We start from the raw sequence: 17,333 nt of genomic DNA, 5'->3' as shown, positions 1-17,333 counted from the left end.
GGTGGTCAGTGGGGCGCCGGTGCGGGAGCGGGAGCGGGGGCGGGCGCGGGGGCGGTGCGGAGGATTCCGGCGGTGGCGGCGGTGGTGGCGCAGAGCAGGGTGAGCAGCAGGAAGGTGTGGTTGAGGGCGGTGAGGTGGGTGAGCCAGCCGATCACGGCGGGCCCGGCGAGCATGCCGAGGTAGCCGAGGCCGGCGACGCGGGAGACGTTGGCGCCCGCGGCGGCGGGGTCGGCGTGTCCGGCGGCGCTGAACAGCTGGGGGACGCAGCCGGACAGGCCGAGGCCGAACAGGGCCCAGCCGAGGAACGCGGCCCACACCCAGGGGGTCAGCGCGGCGACCGTGATGCCGACGGCGGCGGTGGCGGCGCCGTAGCGCAGGACGGCCGTCGAGCCGTGCCGGGCGGAGATCCGGTCGGCGAGCAGGCGCCCGGTGGTCATCGCGGCGGCGTAGGTGCCGTAGGCGAACGCGGCGGTGGACGCGGGCGCGCCGAGGACGTCCTTCAGGTGCAGGGCGCTCCAGTCGTTGGCGGCGCCCTCGCTGAGCATCACCATCAGCGCGAGGACGGCGAGCACCCGGATCCGGCGGCGGGCGCTGCCGCTCCCGGTGGCCGCGGTGCCGCTCCCCCCGTCGGCGCCGTCGCTCCCGCCCGTCCCGTCGGCGGCTCCGTCAGTGGCGCCGCCGGCGGCCGCGGCACCGGGCAGCAGGGCGCGGGCGGTCAGCAGGGCGGTGGCGAGGCCGAGCGCGCCGAGGACGGTGAGGGTGGCGGTCGGGCCGAGGCCGGTGGCGGTGGCCGCGGCGGCGGCGAGCGCGGCGATCACGCCGCCGACCGAGAAGGTGGCGTGGAAGCCGGACATCACGGGCCGCCCGTACGCCTGCTCCACGTGGACGGCGTGGGCGTTCATGCTCACGTCCAGGCAGCCGTTCGCGAAGCCGAACAGCAGCAGCGCCACGGCCAGCGTCCACGGGTTCGGGGCGAGGCCGGGCAGCACCAGGGTGGCCGCGCACAGCGCGCCGGAGGCGGGGACGACGGTGCGGGCGCCGAGGCGGTCGGTGAGCTGCCCGGCCGCCCGCATGCCCGCGAAGGCGCCGAGGCCGAGCAGCACCAGCAGGCCGCCGAGCGCGGCGTGGCCGATGCCGACGCGGGACTCGACGGCGGGGATGTGCACGACCCAGGCGCCCATCAGGGTGCCGCACAGGACGAAGTAGACGTAGGTCGCCACACGGGCGGCCCGGAGCGAACCTTCCATGCCGCCGACCATAACGAACATTTCTGTTGTGCGAAAGACGCCTATCGAACAACTTGATTGTGCGCTGAGCGGTGCGGTTCAATCTCGGTATGAGCACCCGGCAGCGCCACACCCTGATCGCCCAGGCCGTCCGGGACGCGGGCAGCGCCACCGTCCTCGAACTCGCCGCGCTCACCGGGGCCTCCGAGATGACCATCCGGCGCGACCTGGACGCCCTGGCCGCCCAGGGCGTCCTCGAACGCTTCCGGGGCGGGGCCAGCACCCTGCTGCTGCGCGGCGAGGAGCCGCCCTTCGCGCTGCGCGCCCGCGAGGCCGTCGAGGCCAAGCGCCGGATCGCCGCCGCGGTCTGCGCGCTGATCGCCGACGGCGAGAGCGTGCTGCTCGACAGCGGCACCACCTGCCTGGAGGTGGCCCGGCTGCTGCGCGAGCGCCCCGTCACCGTGATGCCGCTGTCGCTGCCCGCCGTCCACGTCCTCGGCGACGCCCCCGGACCGGCCACCCTGCTCGTCCCCGGCGGACAGCCCCGCGCCACCGAGGGCGCGCTCACCGGCCCGCTCGCGCTCGCCTCGATCTCCGCCCTGCGCTTCGACACCGCCGTCCTGGGCTGCTGCGGCCTGAGCGCCGCCGACGGGCTGACCGCCTACGACCTCGACGACGCCACCGTGAAGAAGGCCGCGATCGCCGCCGCCCGCCGCACCGTCGTGGCCACCGACAGCGGCAAGCTCGGCCGCACCGCCTTCGCCCGGGTCGCCCCCGCCACGAGCCTGCACGCCCTGGTCACCGACACCGACGCCCCCGCCGAGGAGCTCGCCGCGTTCGAGGCGGCCGGCACCGCCGTCACGAGCGTCTGACCCGCCCGCCCGTCCGGCCGACCCCGGCCCGGACCGTCCGGCCGACCCCGGCCCGGACCGTCCCGGAACCCGCCGGTGCGGGGCCGGTTAGGGTCCGTGCCATGTCCGCTGCCACCGGTCCCGCGCCCGCGCCCGCCCACGTCCTGCGCCCCGCGACCCGGGCCGACCTGCCCGCGGTGCTCGCCCTGCTCGCCGACGAGGAGGCGGTGGTGGACCCAACGACGGTCGTGGTGACGGAGGCGTACGAGCGGGCCTTCGCGGCGATCGACGCGGACCCGCGCAACGAGGTGCTGGTCCTGCTGGACGGCGCCGGCGCGGTGGTGGGCTGCCTGCAGGCGACGTACATCCCGGGGCTGGGCAAGGGCGGCGCCGAACGGGCCCTGGTCGAGGCGGTGCGGATCCGCGCGGACCGGCGCGGCGCCGGACTCGGCCGGACCCTGATGGCGCACGCCGTCACCCGGGCGCGCTCGCGCGGCTGCGCGCTGGTGCAGCTGACCAGCGACAAGGAGCGTGCGGACGCGCACCGCTTCTACGCCGCCCTGGGCTTCGCGCGCAGCCACGAAGGGTTCAAGCTCGCGCTGTAGGTGCCGTTCCGCATCGCCAACACGCTGGAGGCGGTGGGCTGTTGGGCAGCTGGGAGCCGACCGCGAGGGGGTGGGGTGAGCCCTGCACAAGAAGATCGAGGCGCTCGCCCGGCGCTCCTCCAGGGAGCTCGACGAGTTGGTCTCCGGCCTGGCGCCCGGAACCTCGTTCGCGGCGAGCACCAGCGCCGTTCGTGCGGGTGCGCCCCAGGTGCTCAGCCGGGCGGACCGGAGGAACGCACCCGGCCTCAGCTGAACCCGTGCCAGGCGGCGCGGGCGGTCCCGGCGGCACCGGCGGCGCGGGCGGTCTCAGGGGACGGGGCTCAGGGGACGACGAGGACCTTGCCGCGGAGGCGGCCGGCCTCGCTGCGGCGGTGGACCTCCGCGAGGTCGGACAGCGGGTACGAGGCGCTGATGTCGAGGACGAGGGTGCCCGCGTCGACGAGGCGGACCAGGGCCGCCAGTTGGGCCGGGTCGTTGCGGGCGGTGACGTGCACCGAGCGGATTCCGGTGGTGGCGGGCGGTTCGATCGGGCCGGTGACCGAGACGACCAGTCCGCCCGGCCGCACCGCGGGGGTCAGCGCGGCGGCAGCGGGCGGGGCGAGCGGAACGAGGTTGAACAGGGTGTCCACCGGGTGGTCGAGCGCCGCGGCGACCGGCCCGGCGGTGTGGTCGATCAGGTGGTCCGCGCCCTGCCGCCGCACGGCCCGCGCGCTGCGGGCCGAGGCCGTGGCGAACACCTCGGCCCCGGCGTGCTTGGCGAGCCGGGTGACGAAACCGCCGATCCCGCCGCCCGCGCCGTTGACCAGCACCCGCTGCCCGGCGGCGACCCGCCCGTGCTCGACCACCGCCTGCCAGGCCGTCAGGCCCGCCAGCGGGAGGGCCGCGGCGTGCGCGAGCGGAACCGACCGCGGCGCCGGGACCAGCCGCGCCGCCGGCGCCCGGACGTACTCGGCCGCCGCCCCGGCCTCCTCCAGCCAGCCGACGACCCGGTCGCCGACGGCGAACCCCCGTGCCTCCTGACCGAGTTCCTCGACCGTGCCGGCCACGTCCCAGCCCGGCGAGTACGGCAGCCGCACGGGCAGGAAGGACTGCAGCAGTCCGGCGCGCAGTGCGGCCTCGGTGGGGTTGAACGAGGTCGCCGCGACCCGGAGCAGCACCTCCCCGGCGCCGGGGCGCGGGCGCGGCACCTCGTCGTGGCGGATCACGGAGGCGTCGCCGAACGCGTGCAGGCGGGCGGCTCTCATCGTCGTCGTCTTCGTCATGCCGGGAAAACTACGGCTGCCCGGGGGGACGATTCATGCGCCGCAGCACCCCGTTCATGCGCGGTCGTCCCGCCCGTGGCCTCCTCCCGTAGCCTCCTCCCGTGGACGTGCTCAGCGAGGTGATCACGGTGGCGCGGACCGGCGACCCCCGGTCGGCGCAGCTGCGCCTGCACGCCCCGTGGCGGCAGCAGTTCGCCTCGGTGCCGGGATCGGCGGGCTTCCAGGTGGTCCTGGCGGGCAGTTGCCAGCTGCTGTCCCCTCACGCGGAACCGGTCGAACTGGGCGCGGGCGACGTGCTGTTCCTCCCGCACGGCACCGGGCACACGCTGGCCGACAGCCCCGGGACCGCGCCCGCCGCCCCCGCCTGCGACCCCGACGGCCCCCACCCGCCCCGGCCGCCCGACCCACCGCCGTCCGATCCCTCGACGTCCGACTCCCCGGCCACCGTGCTGCTCTGCGGCGCCTACCGGCTCGACCCGACCCGCGTCCACCCCCTGCTGCGCACCCTGCCCGACCTGATCCACCTGCGGGCGGAGCCGGGCCGCCGCCCCGAACTGCACGCGGCGGTACGGCTCCTGGCGGCCGAGACGGGTGATCGGCGGTCGGGCTCGGGCACGCTCGTCCCCGCGCTCCTCGACGCGCTCCTGGTGTACGTCCTGCGGGTCTGGCTCGCCGAGCAGCCCGCCGACGGCAGCACCCCCGGCTGGGCCGCGGCCCTGAACGACCCGGCGGTCGCCGCCGCCCTGCACGCCCTCCACCGCGACCCGGCCGCCCCCTGGACGGTGGCCGAACTCGCCGCGCGGGCGGGCCTGTCCCGGACCGCGTTCGCCCGGCGCTTCACCGCGACGGTCGGCCGGCCGCCCCTCGGCTACCTGACCTGGTGGCGGATGGCCACGGCGGCCCGCCTGCTGCGGACGACCGAAGCACCCCTGCGGTCCGTCGCCGCCCGGGTCGGCCACGCCTCCGAGTTCGCCTTCGCCCACGCGTTCAAGCGCGCGTACGGGCTACCTCCCGGCGGCTACCGGCGGACCGTCGACTGACGGGTTCCGTACCGGGAATTCGTTGACAAAGAGTTTGAAAACAAGACGTTATGACTGTACGTAAGGTTCCGGTACGATCCCTTCCGCCCGCCGCTGCCGTGTGACCGCTTGACCACGGTGGCGGCTCCCGCGCGTACCACCTTCTCTGGGGGAGTTTTGAGCATTCGCCGGTCGATCGCTGCTGCCGTCTTCGTCGCAGCCGTCTCCGCACCCACCGTCCTCGGCACCGCACAGGCGATGGCCGAGACCGCCCCGACCACCCCGACCGGCCAGTCCGCGCCGGACGCTGCGCCCGCCGAACAGCCCGTTGCCCCCGCCGCGCCCGCCGAGCAGCCCGCCGCGCCCGCCGAGCAGCCCGCCGCGCCGGAGAGCCCCGCCGCGCCGGAGAGCCCCGCCGCGCCGGAGGCCCCCGCCGCGCCGGTGCTGGACGAGGCCGCGCTGCGGGCCCGCCTGGCGGCGGCGCTCGCCGAGTCGGGCCACTACGCCCACTACTACGAGACGGTGAAGAAGGCGCAGGCCGGCACCGCCGAGCAGATCCAGCACTTCCTCGACGTCGAGCTGACCGTGGTCATCCACGACGACAACCTCCGGGCCACCCAGATCATGAGCGAGTCCGGGGACGGCCCGATCCGGAAGGCGGCCCAGGAGGCGCTCAACGACGGCAGCCCGGAGGCGATCGAGCACTTCCTGAACGTCACCGTCCCGGCGCTGACCGCCGACAACAACCGCGTCAAGCTCTCCCAGTTCGCCGAGGACCCGCTCATCAGCGGCGGGCTGCGCACCCTGGCGCTCTCGGTGCTGGACGGCGGCGACGACGAGGCGATCGCCGGGTTCCTGGGCGAGACGCACTGGCGCCTGATGGACGACTTCCGGATCCAGGCCACCCAGGCGATGGCGGTCAACGGCCCCGAGGTCCGCAAGGTCGTGAACCAGCTGCTGACCGACGGCACCCTGGAGGAACTGCGCGCGTTCCTGACCACGGGTCTCAAGGAGGCCCAGGAGCGGGACCGGGCGGCCGCGCAGGAGAACGGCACGGGCGGCGGGACGGACCATGGCAAGGACGGCGGCACGGACGCGGGTACGGGCGGCAACGCCGGGACGGGCCCGGACGGCGGCGACGTCAGCCAGGCCGGTCTGACCACCACGACCACCACCACGTCCGGTACGACGACGAGCACCACCACCGCCACCACCACCGGCACCGAGACCGACACGCAGCTGGCCTTCACCGGCCCCGGCACCCCGCTCGCCGGCGTCACCGCCACCGGCGCGGCGGCCATCGCCCTCGGCGCCGGAGCCCTGGTGGTCACCCGCCGCCGTCGCCAGGAGTCCTGACACCCCGGCACCTCCACCGGACCCCGGAACGGCCGCGCGGCACCCCGCCGCGCGCCCGACCGAGCAGGGGTGTAGAGCGCCCGGTCGAGATCGTCCGGGAGAACGCCGGAGCCAGCCGTGGCACTGCTCGGCCATGAGCCACCGGCAGGCTGCCAGAATGTTCTGGTGCTGAATGAATCCGATGTGCTCGAAGTGCTGGACCTGCTCAAGGGTGCGGGGGCGGCGGCTTGGGTGGACGGCGGCTGGGGTGTGGACGCCCTGGTCGGGGAGACGACCCGGATGCATTCGGATCTCGATCTGGTGGTCCTGTCGGACCAGCTCGACGTGGTGCGGGACGCGCTGGCCGGAGCCGGGTTCACGGAGGTGCTGCGGGACCGGCTTCCCACCGCGCTGGCCGTCGCGGACGGGGCGGGTCGGGAGATCGACCTGCACCCCGTGCTCGGCTCGCTCCGCGAAGGCGGACAGCAGCAACTCCCGGGCGGTGAACGGTTCCACTACCCGGCGCCGGTGACCGGGACCATCGGCGGGCGCCGGGTCCTGTGTGTCGACGCGGCCACGCAGGTGCGGTGCCATCTCGGCTACCAGGCCACGGACAAGGACCGCCGGGACATGGAACGGCTGCGCGCCGGCACGGGAGTCGAGCTTCCCCCGGGCTACCTGCCATCGCCTTGAGGGTCGCCGTTCCGGTCCGGGGCCGGTCGCCTGCTGCGGGGTGTTCCGGGGCGTCGGCCCAGGTCGGGCGGCTGGTCGGCGCTGTTTATGCTCGTGCCCATGGCACTCGAATGGGAACAGATCATGGTCGACTCCGCCGACCCCATCGCGCTCGGGCACTGGTGGGCCGAGGCGCTCGGCTGGGTGGTGGTCGACGAGAACGAGGAGATCATCGAGATCCGGCCCGAGCCGGACCGGCTGCCGGGGCTGCTCTTCGTGGGCGTTCCCGAGGGCAAGACGGTGAAGAACCGGCTCCACCCCGACTTCCGGCCCGACGACCAGGCGGCCGAGGTCGCCCGGCTGCTCGCCCTGGGGGCCCGGCGGGTCGACGGGGTGCAGGACGGGCAGCACTGGGTGACCCTCCTCGACCCGGAGGGCAACGAGTTCTGCGTCCTGAGCGAGCCGAAGGGCTGAGCGGGGCCGCCCGGCCGCCTGCGGTGTCACTGCGGGCGGCTACCCTCCGGCGGGTACGGACGGACCGAGGGGAGCGGACGTGGACGTGGGCGTCGAGGAGTTGCTGGACCGGCTCGGCGCGGTGATCGGGCCGCCGCCGGCGGGCGGCGTGGTGCCGGTTCCGTGGGAGCTCTGCCCCGGGGCGATCGGGTTCCAACTGCCCGCCGACTTCCGGGCGTTCGTCGACCGGTACGGGGCGGTCAGCATCAGCGACGAGCTGCACGTCTTCACCCCGGCCGAACCGCCCGATCTCCGCGCCTCGGTACCGCCCGGCTTCGAGGGCTTCCTGTACGGCACGACGACGCCCTACGGGTACTGCGCCTGGTTGGCCGAGTGCTACCGGGAGGGGGACCACGAGGAGTGCCCGTACCCGCTGTTCCCGGCCGAGGGCGGGCTGCTGTACTGGGGCAACAACTACAACTCCGACCACTTCTTCTGGCTGATGCGCGGCCCGGACCCGGACCGCTGGCCGGTCGTCGCCAAGTACCACTCGATGCGGGAGTGGGACGTGTTCGAGGGCGGCTTCCTGCAGTTCCTGCTGGCGGCGGTGACGCAGCAGTACCCGTACCACGGGGACGTCGTTCCCGGCGGGATCAAGCGGTTCGAGGACGGCCGGGCCTACCTCTTCAAGGGCGACTGGGCGAAGAGCCTCCGGTAGCGGCGCACGGTCGACGCCCCGCCGGCCGGGGCCTCCCGGCCGGGGCCGCGCGGGCCGTTCGCTGCGTCACGGCCGTAGCCCCTTCAGCGGGGAGCCGGACAGGAGTAGCCTCCGGGCGTGCCGAAATCGAGGGTGGCGGGGGAACGGGCGGGGCGGGCGTCGGCGCGGGGGCGCGGACGGCCGGGCCGGCTGCTGGGCGGTCGGCGGCGCGGGTGGCCACCGGCCCTGGTGGAGCCGGCGGTCTGTGCCCGGCGCGCGCGGCGGGCGGCCGCGACCGTGGTGGGCCTGTGGGCCGCCGTCGTGGTCGCCGACGGGCTGCTGCTGCGGACCCACCTGCTGGGTGAGTCCTACCTGTTCGTGTCGCTGGTCGTCGGGGTCCTCGCGAGTGCGGTCCTCCTGCCCCTCCACTACGGGTACGGGGTCGGGCCGAGCGGACGGGTCCACCTCGCCACCGGGCCGGAAGGACGGTCGCTGACCAGCCGCACGCTGAGCGGCACGCGCACGCTGGACCTGAACCGGCTGACCAGGGTCCGCCGCCTGGAGGCCAGGGACCGCTGGGGCGGGATCATCGACGAACTGCGCCTGCAGGACGCGTACGGCGTGCGCCTGGTGGTGGGGAAAGCGCAGCAGGAGATCGACCGCGCGGTGCGCCAGGCCGTCGAGAGCGCCCCGTCGCGACCCGACCACCTCGCGGTCGAGGTCACCGAACACGCGCGGACCCGCCTCGGACTGGCCCCCGGCCCGCGGCCGCGCCGACGGATCCTCCACCGCCTCAGCGGGAGCCTGCTCCTCGCTACCGCACTGCCCCTGCTGGGCGTGGCCGGCTTCGTCGTCACCGATGTGCTGGCGCGCGCCGGGGCGTAGCGCCCCGCGGGCAGCTCAGGGGGTATCGAACCGGCCGCTGCTGGTGGCGGTGACGAAGGCGGCCCAGGTGGCGGGGGCGAAGGTGAGGACGGGCCCGCCGGGGTCCTTGGAGTCGTGGACGCGGCCGGGGCAGGCGTCGTCCACCTCGACGCAGTCGCCGCCGTTGCCGTTGCTGTACGAGCTCTTGCGCCAACGGGCGGGGTCGGGTGCGGTCAGGTCGGCCAGGCCGCCGGGGCAGACCAGGCCGATGACCCGCCGGATCGTGGCGGCGCTCGGCGCGACATGTACGCCCGGTGTGCCCACGACGCGCGCCGAGGCGGGCCGGCGACCACCGCGGAGGCGGCGATGCCGCAATACCGTCCAGAACGGGCGACTTGGGAAGGTCGCCCCGTTCAACCGGAGCTTCGATGCATTCGTGACGGCCCGGCCCGAACTCCTCGCACCGCCACGACCAGCGGACTCACATGATCACCGGGACTTTGAGACGCCCCTGCATGTACAGGTGCTCGACAGGAAGCCGCTTTGGGACATGCGCGTTCGTTGGCCTGAATAGCCGGGCAGCCAGACAGGGCCACGGTGCGGCCGGACGGGCCCGAATTTGGCGCCTTCCAGGATGGAGAACATCAAAAGGGTGGCTCGCTGCCGTAGCCCTCGGCCCACGGGTCCGGATGGGTTACCAACGAGGCTTCCTGGCTGGTTGGTTGAGGCGTGAGGCATCTCGTTCAACCGCCCGGGAGCCTCGTTCGTTCTGCCCTCATCTCGACCGCCGGGACGTCACCCAATCGGCGACTGCTCTGAAATGGCTCAGTTATGCGGTGACATGGTGGCAGGCAGCGGCTCGGTCGTGGCCGGCAAGTTCTGGAGCTCCGGTCCTTCGGCTACGGTGACTGGAATGCCATCGGCGAGTGCAGCAAGCGCATCCTTCAGTGCGGTAGACGCAGCTCCGCCCTTGTCGGTGGTGACCTCGATCCCGGATGCTCGGGGCGCCATCTGCGCGGTGTAGACGACGTAGGGAAGGGTCTTGGCCTGGGCGGCGTCGCCGATCTTCTTGATGACAGGGTCGACGTCCTTCCGTGCGTACTTGGACTTGATGATGACGACCTTGGCGGCATCGATTCCGGGATGGGCATCCGCCGCTGCCTTGACCATGCCGCGAGCCCGCACATCGTCGGTGGCGTAGAGCTTGACGACACCACCGTGATCGTCCAGTTCGAGGTCGCCGAAGACGTCCTTGTACGATCCGCGCCCCTGCTCGCCGAGAGCGGATTCGAGGTTCTGAAGGGTGGTGTAGGTGACGGCGTCGACTCGGCCTGTAGCCGTGGTGGCGCTTGCGGCCGTTCCCGCGGCCTTGCCGGTGGACGCGCAGGCGGTCAGTACGCTCAGCACGACGATGCAGGTCGCTGCGGCGAACGCGGTGCGGTAGCGGTTCACGGGTAGCTCCTCCGTGCCCAGGTGGGCGATTGGACGCGGGCGGGCCTCCACCGGTTCCGGCGTGGAGGCCCCGCGGGTATCACTGGTCAGCCGGTGGAGCCGGTTCAGACGTAGGGGGACAGGAACACGCCAACGGCCTGGAGATAGTCCTTCGTCTCGGTCCAACAGACGTGATGGACGTCGCTTCCGGCGGAGACACTGCCGCGGGCCTGGCGGTTGTCGCCCTCGACGGTGAACACGAGTGCCCCGGAGTCGCCGTGGTCTGCTCCGTAGCCGGAGGCGTAGCCGCAGACACCTCGTGAGGTATGGCGGGTGTTGTCCCACCAGAACGGTGCATCGGGCGTCCAGGTGGTGTCGTCATCGGTGACCTGGATTCCACAGGGGACGCCCTGACCGGTGAAGTATGCGGTGACGCCGTCCTGACAGACCCAGTCGCCCTTGTAGGAGTACTGGACACTGGTTACGGGGTAGTACCGCCCCCATGGCTGGTCAGCCTCCAGGGAGACTGCGCCCTGACCGCCGGACTTTTGAGTCCAGAGTGCTTCCATGTCCCACCAGGTGTTCACGTTGGTGACCTGGCCCACGTAGTTCCCTTGGGACCAGTAACGCAGGTCGTGGTTGGGGTCCTGGTCGCTGTTCCCCCAAGCTGCGTCGTTTGGGGGGAAGCAGTGAGATGCGGTGAGGATCCAGTCTCCGGTGCCGTTGTAGACGGCGGCACCGGTGGTGCAGCGGTGGCCGGAGGTGTCGCCGACGTAGTCACCTGCTACGTACGGCGCGGAGTCGTTCCACCGCCATTCGTTGGTGTGCAGGGGGGCACCTTCAACGAGGTTGACGTTGACACTGCCACCAAGAGCCGTCTTCACCTGGTCCGCCGAGGTGGTCTGGGCGTTCGGGGCCAGGGCGGCCGCTCCTGAACCGGAGGCGCTCGACTTGCCCGTAGTGACCTCCAGGCCACTTGCATCCCCGCTGAGCGAGATCGAGTAGATCGGGAAGGTGATCTTCTTCGCGTCGATATCGGTGAGGATCTTGTTGCGGGCCGACTCCAGCTCGGTTCGGGTATGAGCGGCCTTGGCGACCTTGATGAGTCCGGTATTGATTTCGGGGTGCTCCTGCTTTGCATCGGCGATAAGGCTGGATGCCTTGCTGTCGTCCGTAGCGAAGAGCGTCACCGATCCAGCCGGCGCGTCGATCACAAGGCTCCCATAGGTGTCTGCATGCTTGCCGCGCCCCTGGTCGCCGAGGGCGTTAGCGATAGCCCGCAACGGAGTGAGGATTTTCGTTTGCTGCGCGAGCGAAAGCTTGGAAAACTCTTCAACGGTCATGGTTTTGGCAGTTGCGACAGGCGCCCCTGCTGTCATCGCGCTACCGGCCATTGCCAAGAACGTTAACGCCGTTATGGAACGCCTAATTCTCACGCTTCATCCCCCGTTGAATTATTCCCCAGCGCGCCGAGGGTGCACAGAAAGTCGATAATTCAGACCTTACTGTGGACCAGAATGGTCGTCAACGGATATATCGGGTTCGATGTGCAAAGGCTGTTTAAAATTTGCCATCAGTATGTGAGTCCGCTGGTCGTGGCGGTGCGAGGAGTTCGGGCCGGGCCGTCACGAATGCATCGAAGCTCCGGTTGAACGGGGTGATCTTGCCAAGTCGTCCGTTCTGGACGGTATTGCGGGATCGCCGCCTCCGCGGTGGTCGCCGGCCCGCCTCGGCGCGCGTCGTGGGCGCACCTGGCGTACGTGTCGCGCCGAGCGCCGCCACGATCCGGCGGGTCATCGGCCTGGTCTGCGCCGGCGACGGCCGGACCGTCACCCAGCTCAGTGTTTCCGCAAGGACCAGCGAAATCACGTGCTTCGCCCGCGGGAGCGGACGGGAGGCCAGGGCGCGTTGCGGCAATACTCCCTGAGCCGCCATCAGATCGTAGGGTGCGCGGGAGCGTTCGGGGGCGCCTTCTGCCGATGTTGAGCCGGGGCGGGCGGGCCGGGGACGACAGCGGCCCCGGCCCGCCGGTGAGGGCGGGGCGGGGCCGGAGCAGCCTGCGGAAGGTCAGACGGTGCCGAACTCGCCGGTGCTGGTGGCGGCGACGAAGGCGGCCCAGGCGGCCGGGGCGAACGTGAGGACGGGCCCGCTGGGGTCTTTGGAGTCGCGGACGTGGCCCGGGTGGGCGTCGTCCACTTCGACACACCCGCCGCCGTCACCATTGCTGTGGGTGCTCTTCCGCCACGAGCACGGGTCGGTGGAGGTGAGGGAAACCTTGGGCTGCATCGGGGGCTATCCTTCCAGCGTGGATCTGATCGAGAGCTCGGTCTCCTCGTACGACAAAGCCTGAGCCCGCAGCCGATTGTAGAGTGCCTGCCGTTCCGTGACCTCGTGCGTTTCCTCGAAGACGATGCCGGTGCGACTGCTCTCCTCGTAGGCGAGCCGCTCACCGTCCGGCGTCGTCAGCAGCCACAGCGAGGCGTACTCGGAGTGGGCACCAGCGGAGAACGGCAATACCTGGAGTTCCACGTTGGGCAACCGCGCAACGTCCAGCAGCACCTGCAGTTGCTCCGCCATCTCCTCCCGCGTGCCGATCTGACGACGAAGGGCGGACTCGTCCAGGATGAACGAGTACCGGCACTCCTGGCTGCGCAGCCGCAACTGCCGTCCCAGTCGGGCCTTTACGCGTTCCTTGATCTCCTCGTCCGAGAGGTACGGGTGGCCTGCGCGGAGTAGGTGCCAAGCATGCGCGGGGGTCTGGAGCAGGCCGTGAATGATCGGGCTGTAGGACTCATCCAGCACGGCCTGGTCAGCTGTTGCCAGAATCTCCTGATACTTCGCCGGGTGCGCTTCCTGCCTGGCCAGCGGGAGGATCCGGCTGAAGAAGCCGTCCGTCTCGAAGACCTGGTCGAGGAGTTCGGAGAGGCCGTTGGGCACCTTGATGTCGCCGTTCTCCACCCGCGACAACGTGCTGGTGGAGAAGTGGACTTCCTCCGCGAGTTTGGCCAGGGACCACCCTCGCTTCGTCCGCATCAGCTGCGCTTCGGAGCCGTAGTAGTGCCGCATGCTCTTGTGCGGGTTCACCTTGCGTGATGGCCAGCCCATGTCTCCCCTTCCGCCGTGGCGTCTCGTGCCCGGGCGCGGTGCTTGCGCTGACCTGCGGAGAAATTGCCACTCCAGCGGCCAACTCTCTTCCGCTTCCCAAGGGTAGCGCCGAATGGTGAGGATGGAGGCACAGAAAGTGACAGTCGCCCAGGGCGAACAGCAGTGCGGAGAACCAAACATGACGCTTCATCAGAGGATGATTTCCGGACCGGACTCGGAGCGGGTGGACGAGATCGCGGAGCGGCTGGGCCGGCTGACGGGGGACCGGCCCTCGGTGACGTCGGGCAAGTCCGAGGGGGCGGTGCGGGTGTCCGTGCGGGTGCGGGGGCTGCACGACGAGGAGTTGGCGATGGCGGTGCTGGCGGAGCTGGGGCGGGCGGACCGGTACGGGCACCGGCGGTCGCAGCACGGGGAGTACGTGTGGGCCGAGGTCGGCGGCGCGTCGGTGCTGAACGGGGGCCTGCGGTGAGCGAGTTGGTGGAGTACTACCCCCACGGCGTGTACGGCCTGCACTGGGAGGCGACCGTGGTGGACGCGGAGGAGGAGATCCGCGGGATCGTGCTGGCGGAGGCGGAGGACGGCCGGATCGCGCTCGGTCACATCGAGGACCGGGGGCAGGTCGTCTTCCTCACCCGGGACGAACTCGCGGGCCTGCGCGACGCGTTGGCGAGCGGCGACCTCGACCACCTGATGGCCGGCAGCCCGGGGCTGCTGCACCCGCCGCTGGTCCGGCCGCCCCGCGAGGAGCCGTTCCGCGAGGAGCCGTCCGGTGAGTGGCCGGGCCGACCCTTCCCGGACTGGTCCGCCCTGGACGCGCTCTCCTCGGACGGCCCGGACGGTTCGGGCGCGGCGGGCGCGGCGGGCCTGCCGGGCGGCGAGGCGTCCGGGGCGCTCGGTGGGTGACGTGCCCGGGCGTCCGGTCACCTCGTACGTCCTGTGCACCGACCCGGGTTCGCGGCTGCTGCTGGTGCGCGGCCCGGGGGCCGGGGACTGGCAGCTGCCGGGCGGTGCGGCGGGGGCGGGGGAGTCGCCGCTGGACGCCGTCCGGCGCGGGGTCCGGAGGGGGCTGGGGCTGGTGTTCGACCTGCTGCTGGACGACCTGCTCGGGGTGGAGTGGGCGCAGGCCCGCCGCCCGGGGGCGCCGGACGGGCTGGTGTTCCTGTGGAGCGGGCCGATGCTCAGCAGCGCCGAGACCGACCGGATCGTCCTGCGGGCGGGGGAGTGGGCGGAGTGGCGCTGGGCCGCCCCGGAGGAGGCCCGGCGCCTGCTGGACCCGGACGTGGCGGCCCGGGTCCGGGCCCGTCCGCCGTGGTCCGGGGGCGCCGACTACCGGGAGAACCGGTGCGCGGCGGCGCTCGGCGGCGGTGACGGTGACGGTGCGTGGTGGCGGGCGCCGTGACCGGGGCGGTCGGCCCGAGGCGGGGCTGAGCGGTGCTGAGCGGTGCGAGCCCTTCGACGAGGGCGAGCGCGGTGCGGAGGGCGTCGGCGGTGGTGGGTGAGGGGCGTCGGCGGCGTCCGCGCCCGGGTCTGGCACGATTCCCGTCGTCGCCTTCGGTCGGTCGACGTTCCGCCGAGGTGAGGAGCCCACCTTGATCTCCGACCACCAGCAGCGCCTGCGGGAGCGTTTCCGGTCCGTTCCCGTCCTCGCGCCGCCCGCCCCCTGGCAGCCGGTGGTGGACCGGCGCACCCCGATCGGCGGGCTGCTCGGGATCGGCTTCGCGTCCGCTCCCGACGACGGCCGCGACCTCGTCATGGTGGTCTCCGCCGGTGGCCACGGGCTCTTCGACGCCGCCACCGGCGAGAAGATCGCCCGTGACCGCGACCCCGATCCCGACGGCAGCACCCCGGACGCGGAGCCGGACCTCTCCTGCCCGGGGCTCGGCCCGCTCGCCGGGACCCGGGTGCGCATCGCGGGGCTCTTCGGCGGCGGCCTGCACACCAGCACCCGGGACGGCTGGACGCTGGAGGTGGTCAGTCCCGAGTGGCCGAACCACCGCGTCCTGCTGTCCGTGGACGGCGGCCTGCCGCACGACGGGCCGCACGGCGAGCAGTGGTGGCACGTCTTCCACTCCGAGCACTCGGAGCTGCGGGCCGCCGGCTTCTCCCCGTCGGGGCGCACCCTCGCCGTCGCCACCAGCAGCGACCTCACGCTCTGGACCCGCCCGGCGCCCGACCCCGAACGTCCGCCCGGCCCGCCGGAACGCCCGCCCGGTCCGCCGGAACGCCCGCCCGGTCCGCCGGAGCACCCGCCCGGTCCGCCGGAGCACCCGCCCGCCGGCTGAAGCGAACGCGGCCGGGCCGCCTGCCCCCGGCGGACTCCGGCGCGCGGGCGGGAGGGTCCGGCGGGTGTGGGCGGCCCGGGGGTCGGGGCGGGTGTCAGTGGTGGGCGGGGAGGTGGTGGCGGGCCAGGGCGGCGGCGCCGATCAGGCCGGCGTCGGTGCCGAGGCGGGCGGGGTGGAGGGTGAGGTGGCGGGTGAAGGAGAGGGTGGCGTAGTCGGTGAGGTGCCGGGCCAGGGGTTCGAACAGGACGGGTCCGGCCTTGGCGACGCCGCCGCCGATGACGGCCGCGTCGAGTTCGACCAGGGTGGCGGTGGCGGCGATGCCGGCGGCGAGGGCGCGGGCGGCCCGGTCGAAGGCGGTGAGGGCGAGCGGGTCGCCGTCCCGGGCGGCGCGGGCGACGGCGCCGGCGGTGGTGTCGCCGTCGGGGCCGGGGGTCCAGCCGAGTTCGGCGGCGGTGCGGGCGATGGCGGTGCCGGAGGCGAGTCCTTCGAGGCAGCCGCGTGAGCCGCAGGGGCAGGGGCGGCCGTTGTAGTCGACGGTGATGTGGCCGAGGTGGCCGGCGTTGCCGGTGGTGCCGGTGTGCAGGGTGCCGTCGAGGACGAGTCCGGCGCCGACGCCGGTGGAGACGACCAGGCACAGGGCGTTGCGGTAGGGGCGGGCGGCGCCCTGCCAGTGTTCGGCGGCGGTCATCGCGACGGCGTCGCCGCCGAGGGTGATCGGCAGCCGGGCGACGGCGGGGTGCTGGGCGGTCTCGTCGCGGAGCGGGAACTCGCGCCAGCCGGGGATGTTGACCGGGCTGACCGTGCCGCGCGCGGTGTCGACGGGCCCGGCGCTGCCGATGCCGAGGGCGCGGACCTGCTGCCAGCGGGGGTGGCGGGCGAGGTCGTCCAGGACGTGGTCGACGGCGGTCATCAGCTCGTGCCGGTCGCCGTCGGCGGGGGTGGGCACCTGGAGCTGGTGGTGCAGGGTGCCGCCGGGGTCGACCAGTCCGCCGGCGATCTTGGTGCCGCCGATGTCGAGGGCGGCGATCAGCGGGCCGGACCCGGGGGCGCCGTCCGGGGCGGACCCGAGGGGCCCGGATGCGACGGCGGTACCGACCATGTCGTAACTCATTGTGACGTCTCCGCAAGTGTGGCAGGGGAGCGCCACGGTGCTGGGCAGGGCGCTGCCGGGTCGTACCCGGTGATTCTGGCTCGCATTGACAACGTTGTCCAGCGATTCTCGGTCGCGGTCCGATAACGAACCTGATCGCCCATCTCGTTAAGCAAAGTTTTAGTAAATAGAGCCTTGTTCGGCAACAAAACTCATGGATATCAATGTTGACCGCTCTATGGACATGGCCGGGATGTGACGTCTACGTTAAGCAGCCGAGCAGCCTGGAAGGTCGGTCACGTCCTGTCGGCTGTCGCTTCCCCCGTGTCACACGAACGATCAGCGTGAAGGATGAGCGAGATGCGCAGAGGATGGCTGGCCGTCGCGGCCGCTTCCATGGTGGTGCTCACTGCGTGTAGCAGTGGTGGCGGCGGTGGGACG

General features: G+C 72.8%; 20 protein-coding genes. 12 read left to right on the top strand and 8 right to left on the bottom strand.

Going from position 1 to position 17,333, the window contains the following annotated elements:
- Positions 1-5: 5 nt before the first annotated feature.
- Positions 6-1,247, bottom strand: coding sequence for an MFS transporter (locus ABD345_RS09605; protein ID WP_344551524.1), 1,242 nt, complete (start codon positions 1,245-1,247; stop codon positions 6-8).
- Between the two features lie 89 nt (positions 1,248-1,336).
- Here ABD345_RS09605 and ABD345_RS09600 point away from each other — a divergent pair, with 89 nt between their 5' ends.
- Together ABD345_RS09600 and ABD345_RS09595 are read left to right on the top strand one after the other, a co-directional pair.
- On the top strand, positions 1,337-2,098 hold the full coding sequence (locus ABD345_RS09600) for a DeoR/GlpR family DNA-binding transcription regulator (RefSeq protein WP_344551523.1): 762 nt from the start codon (positions 1,337-1,339) through the stop codon (positions 2,096-2,098).
- Between the two features lie 101 nt (positions 2,099-2,199).
- Positions 2,200-2,682 (top strand): GNAT family N-acetyltransferase, encoded by a 483-nt coding sequence (locus ABD345_RS09595; protein WP_344551522.1) that lies wholly within the window; start codon positions 2,200-2,202, stop codon positions 2,680-2,682.
- Positions 2,683-3,002: 320 nt separating this feature from the next.
- On the opposite strand, the gene ABD345_RS09590 is transcribed toward ABD345_RS09595, so the two are convergent.
- Positions 3,003-3,944, bottom strand: coding sequence for an NADP-dependent oxidoreductase (locus tag ABD345_RS09590; RefSeq protein ID WP_344551521.1), 942 nt, complete (start codon positions 3,942-3,944; stop codon positions 3,003-3,005).
- A 101-nt stretch (positions 3,945-4,045) separates the two neighbouring features.
- Here ABD345_RS09590 and ABD345_RS09585 point away from each other — a divergent pair, with 101 nt between their 5' ends.
- The 6 genes from ABD345_RS09585 (at position 4,046) to ABD345_RS09560 (ending at position 9,005) form a co-directional block, all read left to right on the top strand.
- Positions 4,046-4,984, top strand: a complete 939-nt coding sequence (locus ABD345_RS09585) for an AraC family transcriptional regulator (protein WP_344551520.1) — start codon at positions 4,046-4,048, stop codon at positions 4,982-4,984.
- A 156-nt stretch (positions 4,985-5,140) separates the two neighbouring features.
- On the top strand, positions 5,141-6,319 hold the full coding sequence (locus tag ABD345_RS09580; protein ID WP_344551519.1) for an ALF repeat-containing protein: 1,179 nt from the start codon (positions 5,141-5,143) through the stop codon (positions 6,317-6,319).
- Between the two features lie 117 nt (positions 6,320-6,436).
- Positions 6,437-6,991, top strand: coding sequence for a nucleotidyltransferase domain-containing protein (locus ABD345_RS09575; RefSeq protein WP_344551518.1), 555 nt, complete (start codon positions 6,437-6,439; stop codon positions 6,989-6,991).
- A 99-nt stretch (positions 6,992-7,090) separates the two neighbouring features.
- Positions 7,091-7,444: a VOC family protein gene (locus ABD345_RS09570; RefSeq protein ID WP_344551517.1), complete on the top strand. Its 354-nt coding sequence runs from the start codon at positions 7,091-7,093 to the stop codon at positions 7,442-7,444.
- 79 nt (positions 7,445-7,523) lie between these two features.
- On the top strand, positions 7,524-8,141 hold the full coding sequence (locus tag ABD345_RS09565) for a hypothetical protein (protein ID WP_344551516.1): 618 nt from the start codon (positions 7,524-7,526) through the stop codon (positions 8,139-8,141).
- Between the two features lie 276 nt (positions 8,142-8,417).
- Positions 8,418-9,005 carry a hypothetical protein gene (locus ABD345_RS09560; protein WP_344551515.1) on the top strand — a complete coding sequence of 196 codons (588 nt, stop codon included), beginning with the start codon at positions 8,418-8,420 and terminating at the stop codon, positions 9,003-9,005.
- Between the two features lie 15 nt (positions 9,006-9,020).
- Here the strand turns inward: ABD345_RS09560 and ABD345_RS09555 are convergent, their stop codons facing one another.
- The 5 genes from ABD345_RS09555 to ABD345_RS09535 all read right to left on the bottom strand — a co-directional run bounded on the left by ABD345_RS09555 (position 9,021) and on the right by ABD345_RS09535 (position 13,499).
- Entirely contained in the window at positions 9,021-9,308 is a 288-nt protein-coding gene (locus ABD345_RS09555; protein ID WP_344551514.1) for a DUF397 domain-containing protein, read from the bottom strand.
- 501 nt (positions 9,309-9,809) lie between these two features.
- Positions 9,810-10,436: a hypothetical protein gene (locus ABD345_RS09550; RefSeq protein WP_344551513.1), complete on the bottom strand. Its 627-nt coding sequence runs from the start codon at positions 10,434-10,436 to the stop codon at positions 9,810-9,812.
- 104 nt (positions 10,437-10,540) lie between these two features.
- On the bottom strand, positions 10,541-11,758 hold the full coding sequence (locus ABD345_RS09545) for a chymotrypsin family serine protease (protein WP_344551512.1): 1,218 nt from the start codon (positions 11,756-11,758) through the stop codon (positions 10,541-10,543).
- Positions 11,759-12,482: 724 nt separating this feature from the next.
- Entirely contained in the window at positions 12,483-12,701 is a 219-nt protein-coding gene (locus ABD345_RS09540; protein ID WP_344551511.1) for a DUF397 domain-containing protein, read from the bottom strand.
- Positions 12,702-12,707: 6 nt separating this feature from the next.
- Positions 12,708-13,499 carry a helix-turn-helix domain-containing protein gene (locus tag ABD345_RS09535; RefSeq protein ID WP_344551510.1) on the bottom strand — a complete coding sequence of 264 codons (792 nt, stop codon included), beginning with the start codon at positions 13,497-13,499 and terminating at the stop codon, positions 12,708-12,710.
- Between the two features lie 217 nt (positions 13,500-13,716).
- Here ABD345_RS09535 and ABD345_RS09530 point away from each other — a divergent pair, with 217 nt between their 5' ends.
- From ABD345_RS09530 to ABD345_RS09515, 4 genes are all read left to right on the top strand, one after another.
- Positions 13,717-13,989 (top strand): hypothetical protein, encoded by a 273-nt coding sequence (locus tag ABD345_RS09530; RefSeq protein WP_344551509.1) that lies wholly within the window; start codon positions 13,717-13,719, stop codon positions 13,987-13,989.
- Positions 13,986-14,423, top strand: coding sequence for a hypothetical protein (locus tag ABD345_RS09525; RefSeq protein WP_344551508.1), 438 nt, complete (start codon positions 13,986-13,988; stop codon positions 14,421-14,423). The genes ABD345_RS09530 and ABD345_RS09525 overlap by 4 nt, the downstream gene beginning before the upstream one ends.
- Before the next feature lies 1 nt (position 14,424).
- A complete protein-coding gene (locus ABD345_RS09520) occupies positions 14,425-14,919 on the top strand; it encodes an NUDIX domain-containing protein (RefSeq protein WP_344551507.1) in 495 nt (164 codons plus the stop codon).
- Between the two features lie 190 nt (positions 14,920-15,109).
- Positions 15,110-15,802: a hypothetical protein gene (locus ABD345_RS09515; protein ID WP_344551506.1), complete on the top strand. Its 693-nt coding sequence runs from the start codon at positions 15,110-15,112 to the stop codon at positions 15,800-15,802.
- Positions 15,803-15,896: 94 nt separating this feature from the next.
- On the opposite strand, the gene ABD345_RS09510 is transcribed toward ABD345_RS09515, so the two are convergent.
- Positions 15,897-16,913 carry an ROK family protein gene (locus tag ABD345_RS09510; RefSeq protein ID WP_344551505.1) on the bottom strand — a complete coding sequence of 339 codons (1,017 nt, stop codon included), beginning with the start codon at positions 16,911-16,913 and terminating at the stop codon, positions 15,897-15,899.
- Between the last annotated feature and the right edge of the window lie 420 nt (positions 16,914-17,333).

Origin of the sequence: Kitasatospora saccharophila (genome assembly GCF_039529925.1) — a bacterium.
GTDB classification, from domain to species: domain Bacteria; phylum Actinomycetota; class Actinomycetes; order Streptomycetales; family Streptomycetaceae; genus Kitasatospora; species Kitasatospora saccharophila.
This window is presented reverse-complemented; position numbering and strand designations above follow the sequence as displayed.

What these genes read in the sequence shown, in the direction of transcription:
- ABD345_RS09605 (WP_344551524.1), bottom strand. Translation starts at nt 1,247, where the DNA reads ATGGAAGGTTCGCTCCGGGCCGCCCGTGTGGCGACCTACGTCTACTTC.
- ABD345_RS09600 (WP_344551523.1), top strand. Translation starts at nt 1,337, where the DNA reads ATGAGCACCCGGCAGCGCCACACCCTGATCGCCCAGGCCGTCCGGGAC.
- ABD345_RS09595 (WP_344551522.1), top strand. Translation starts at nt 2,200, where the DNA reads ATGTCCGCTGCCACCGGTCCCGCGCCCGCGCCCGCCCACGTCCTGCGC.
- ABD345_RS09590 (WP_344551521.1), bottom strand. Translation starts at nt 3,944, where the DNA reads ATGACGAAGACGACGACGATGAGAGCCGCCCGCCTGCACGCGTTCGGC.
- ABD345_RS09570 (WP_344551517.1), top strand. Translation starts at nt 7,091, where the DNA reads ATGGCACTCGAATGGGAACAGATCATGGTCGACTCCGCCGACCCCATC.
- ABD345_RS09545 (WP_344551512.1), bottom strand. Translation starts at nt 11,758, where the DNA reads ATGACCGTTGAAGAGTTTTCCAAGCTTTCGCTCGCGCAGCAAACGAAA.
- ABD345_RS09540 (WP_344551511.1), bottom strand. Translation starts at nt 12,701, where the DNA reads ATGCAGCCCAAGGTTTCCCTCACCTCCACCGACCCGTGCTCGTGGCGG.
- ABD345_RS09530 (WP_344551509.1), top strand. Translation starts at nt 13,717, where the DNA reads ATGATTTCCGGACCGGACTCGGAGCGGGTGGACGAGATCGCGGAGCGG.
- ABD345_RS09510 (WP_344551505.1), bottom strand. Translation starts at nt 16,913, where the DNA reads ATGAGTTACGACATGGTCGGTACCGCCGTCGCATCCGGGCCCCTCGGG.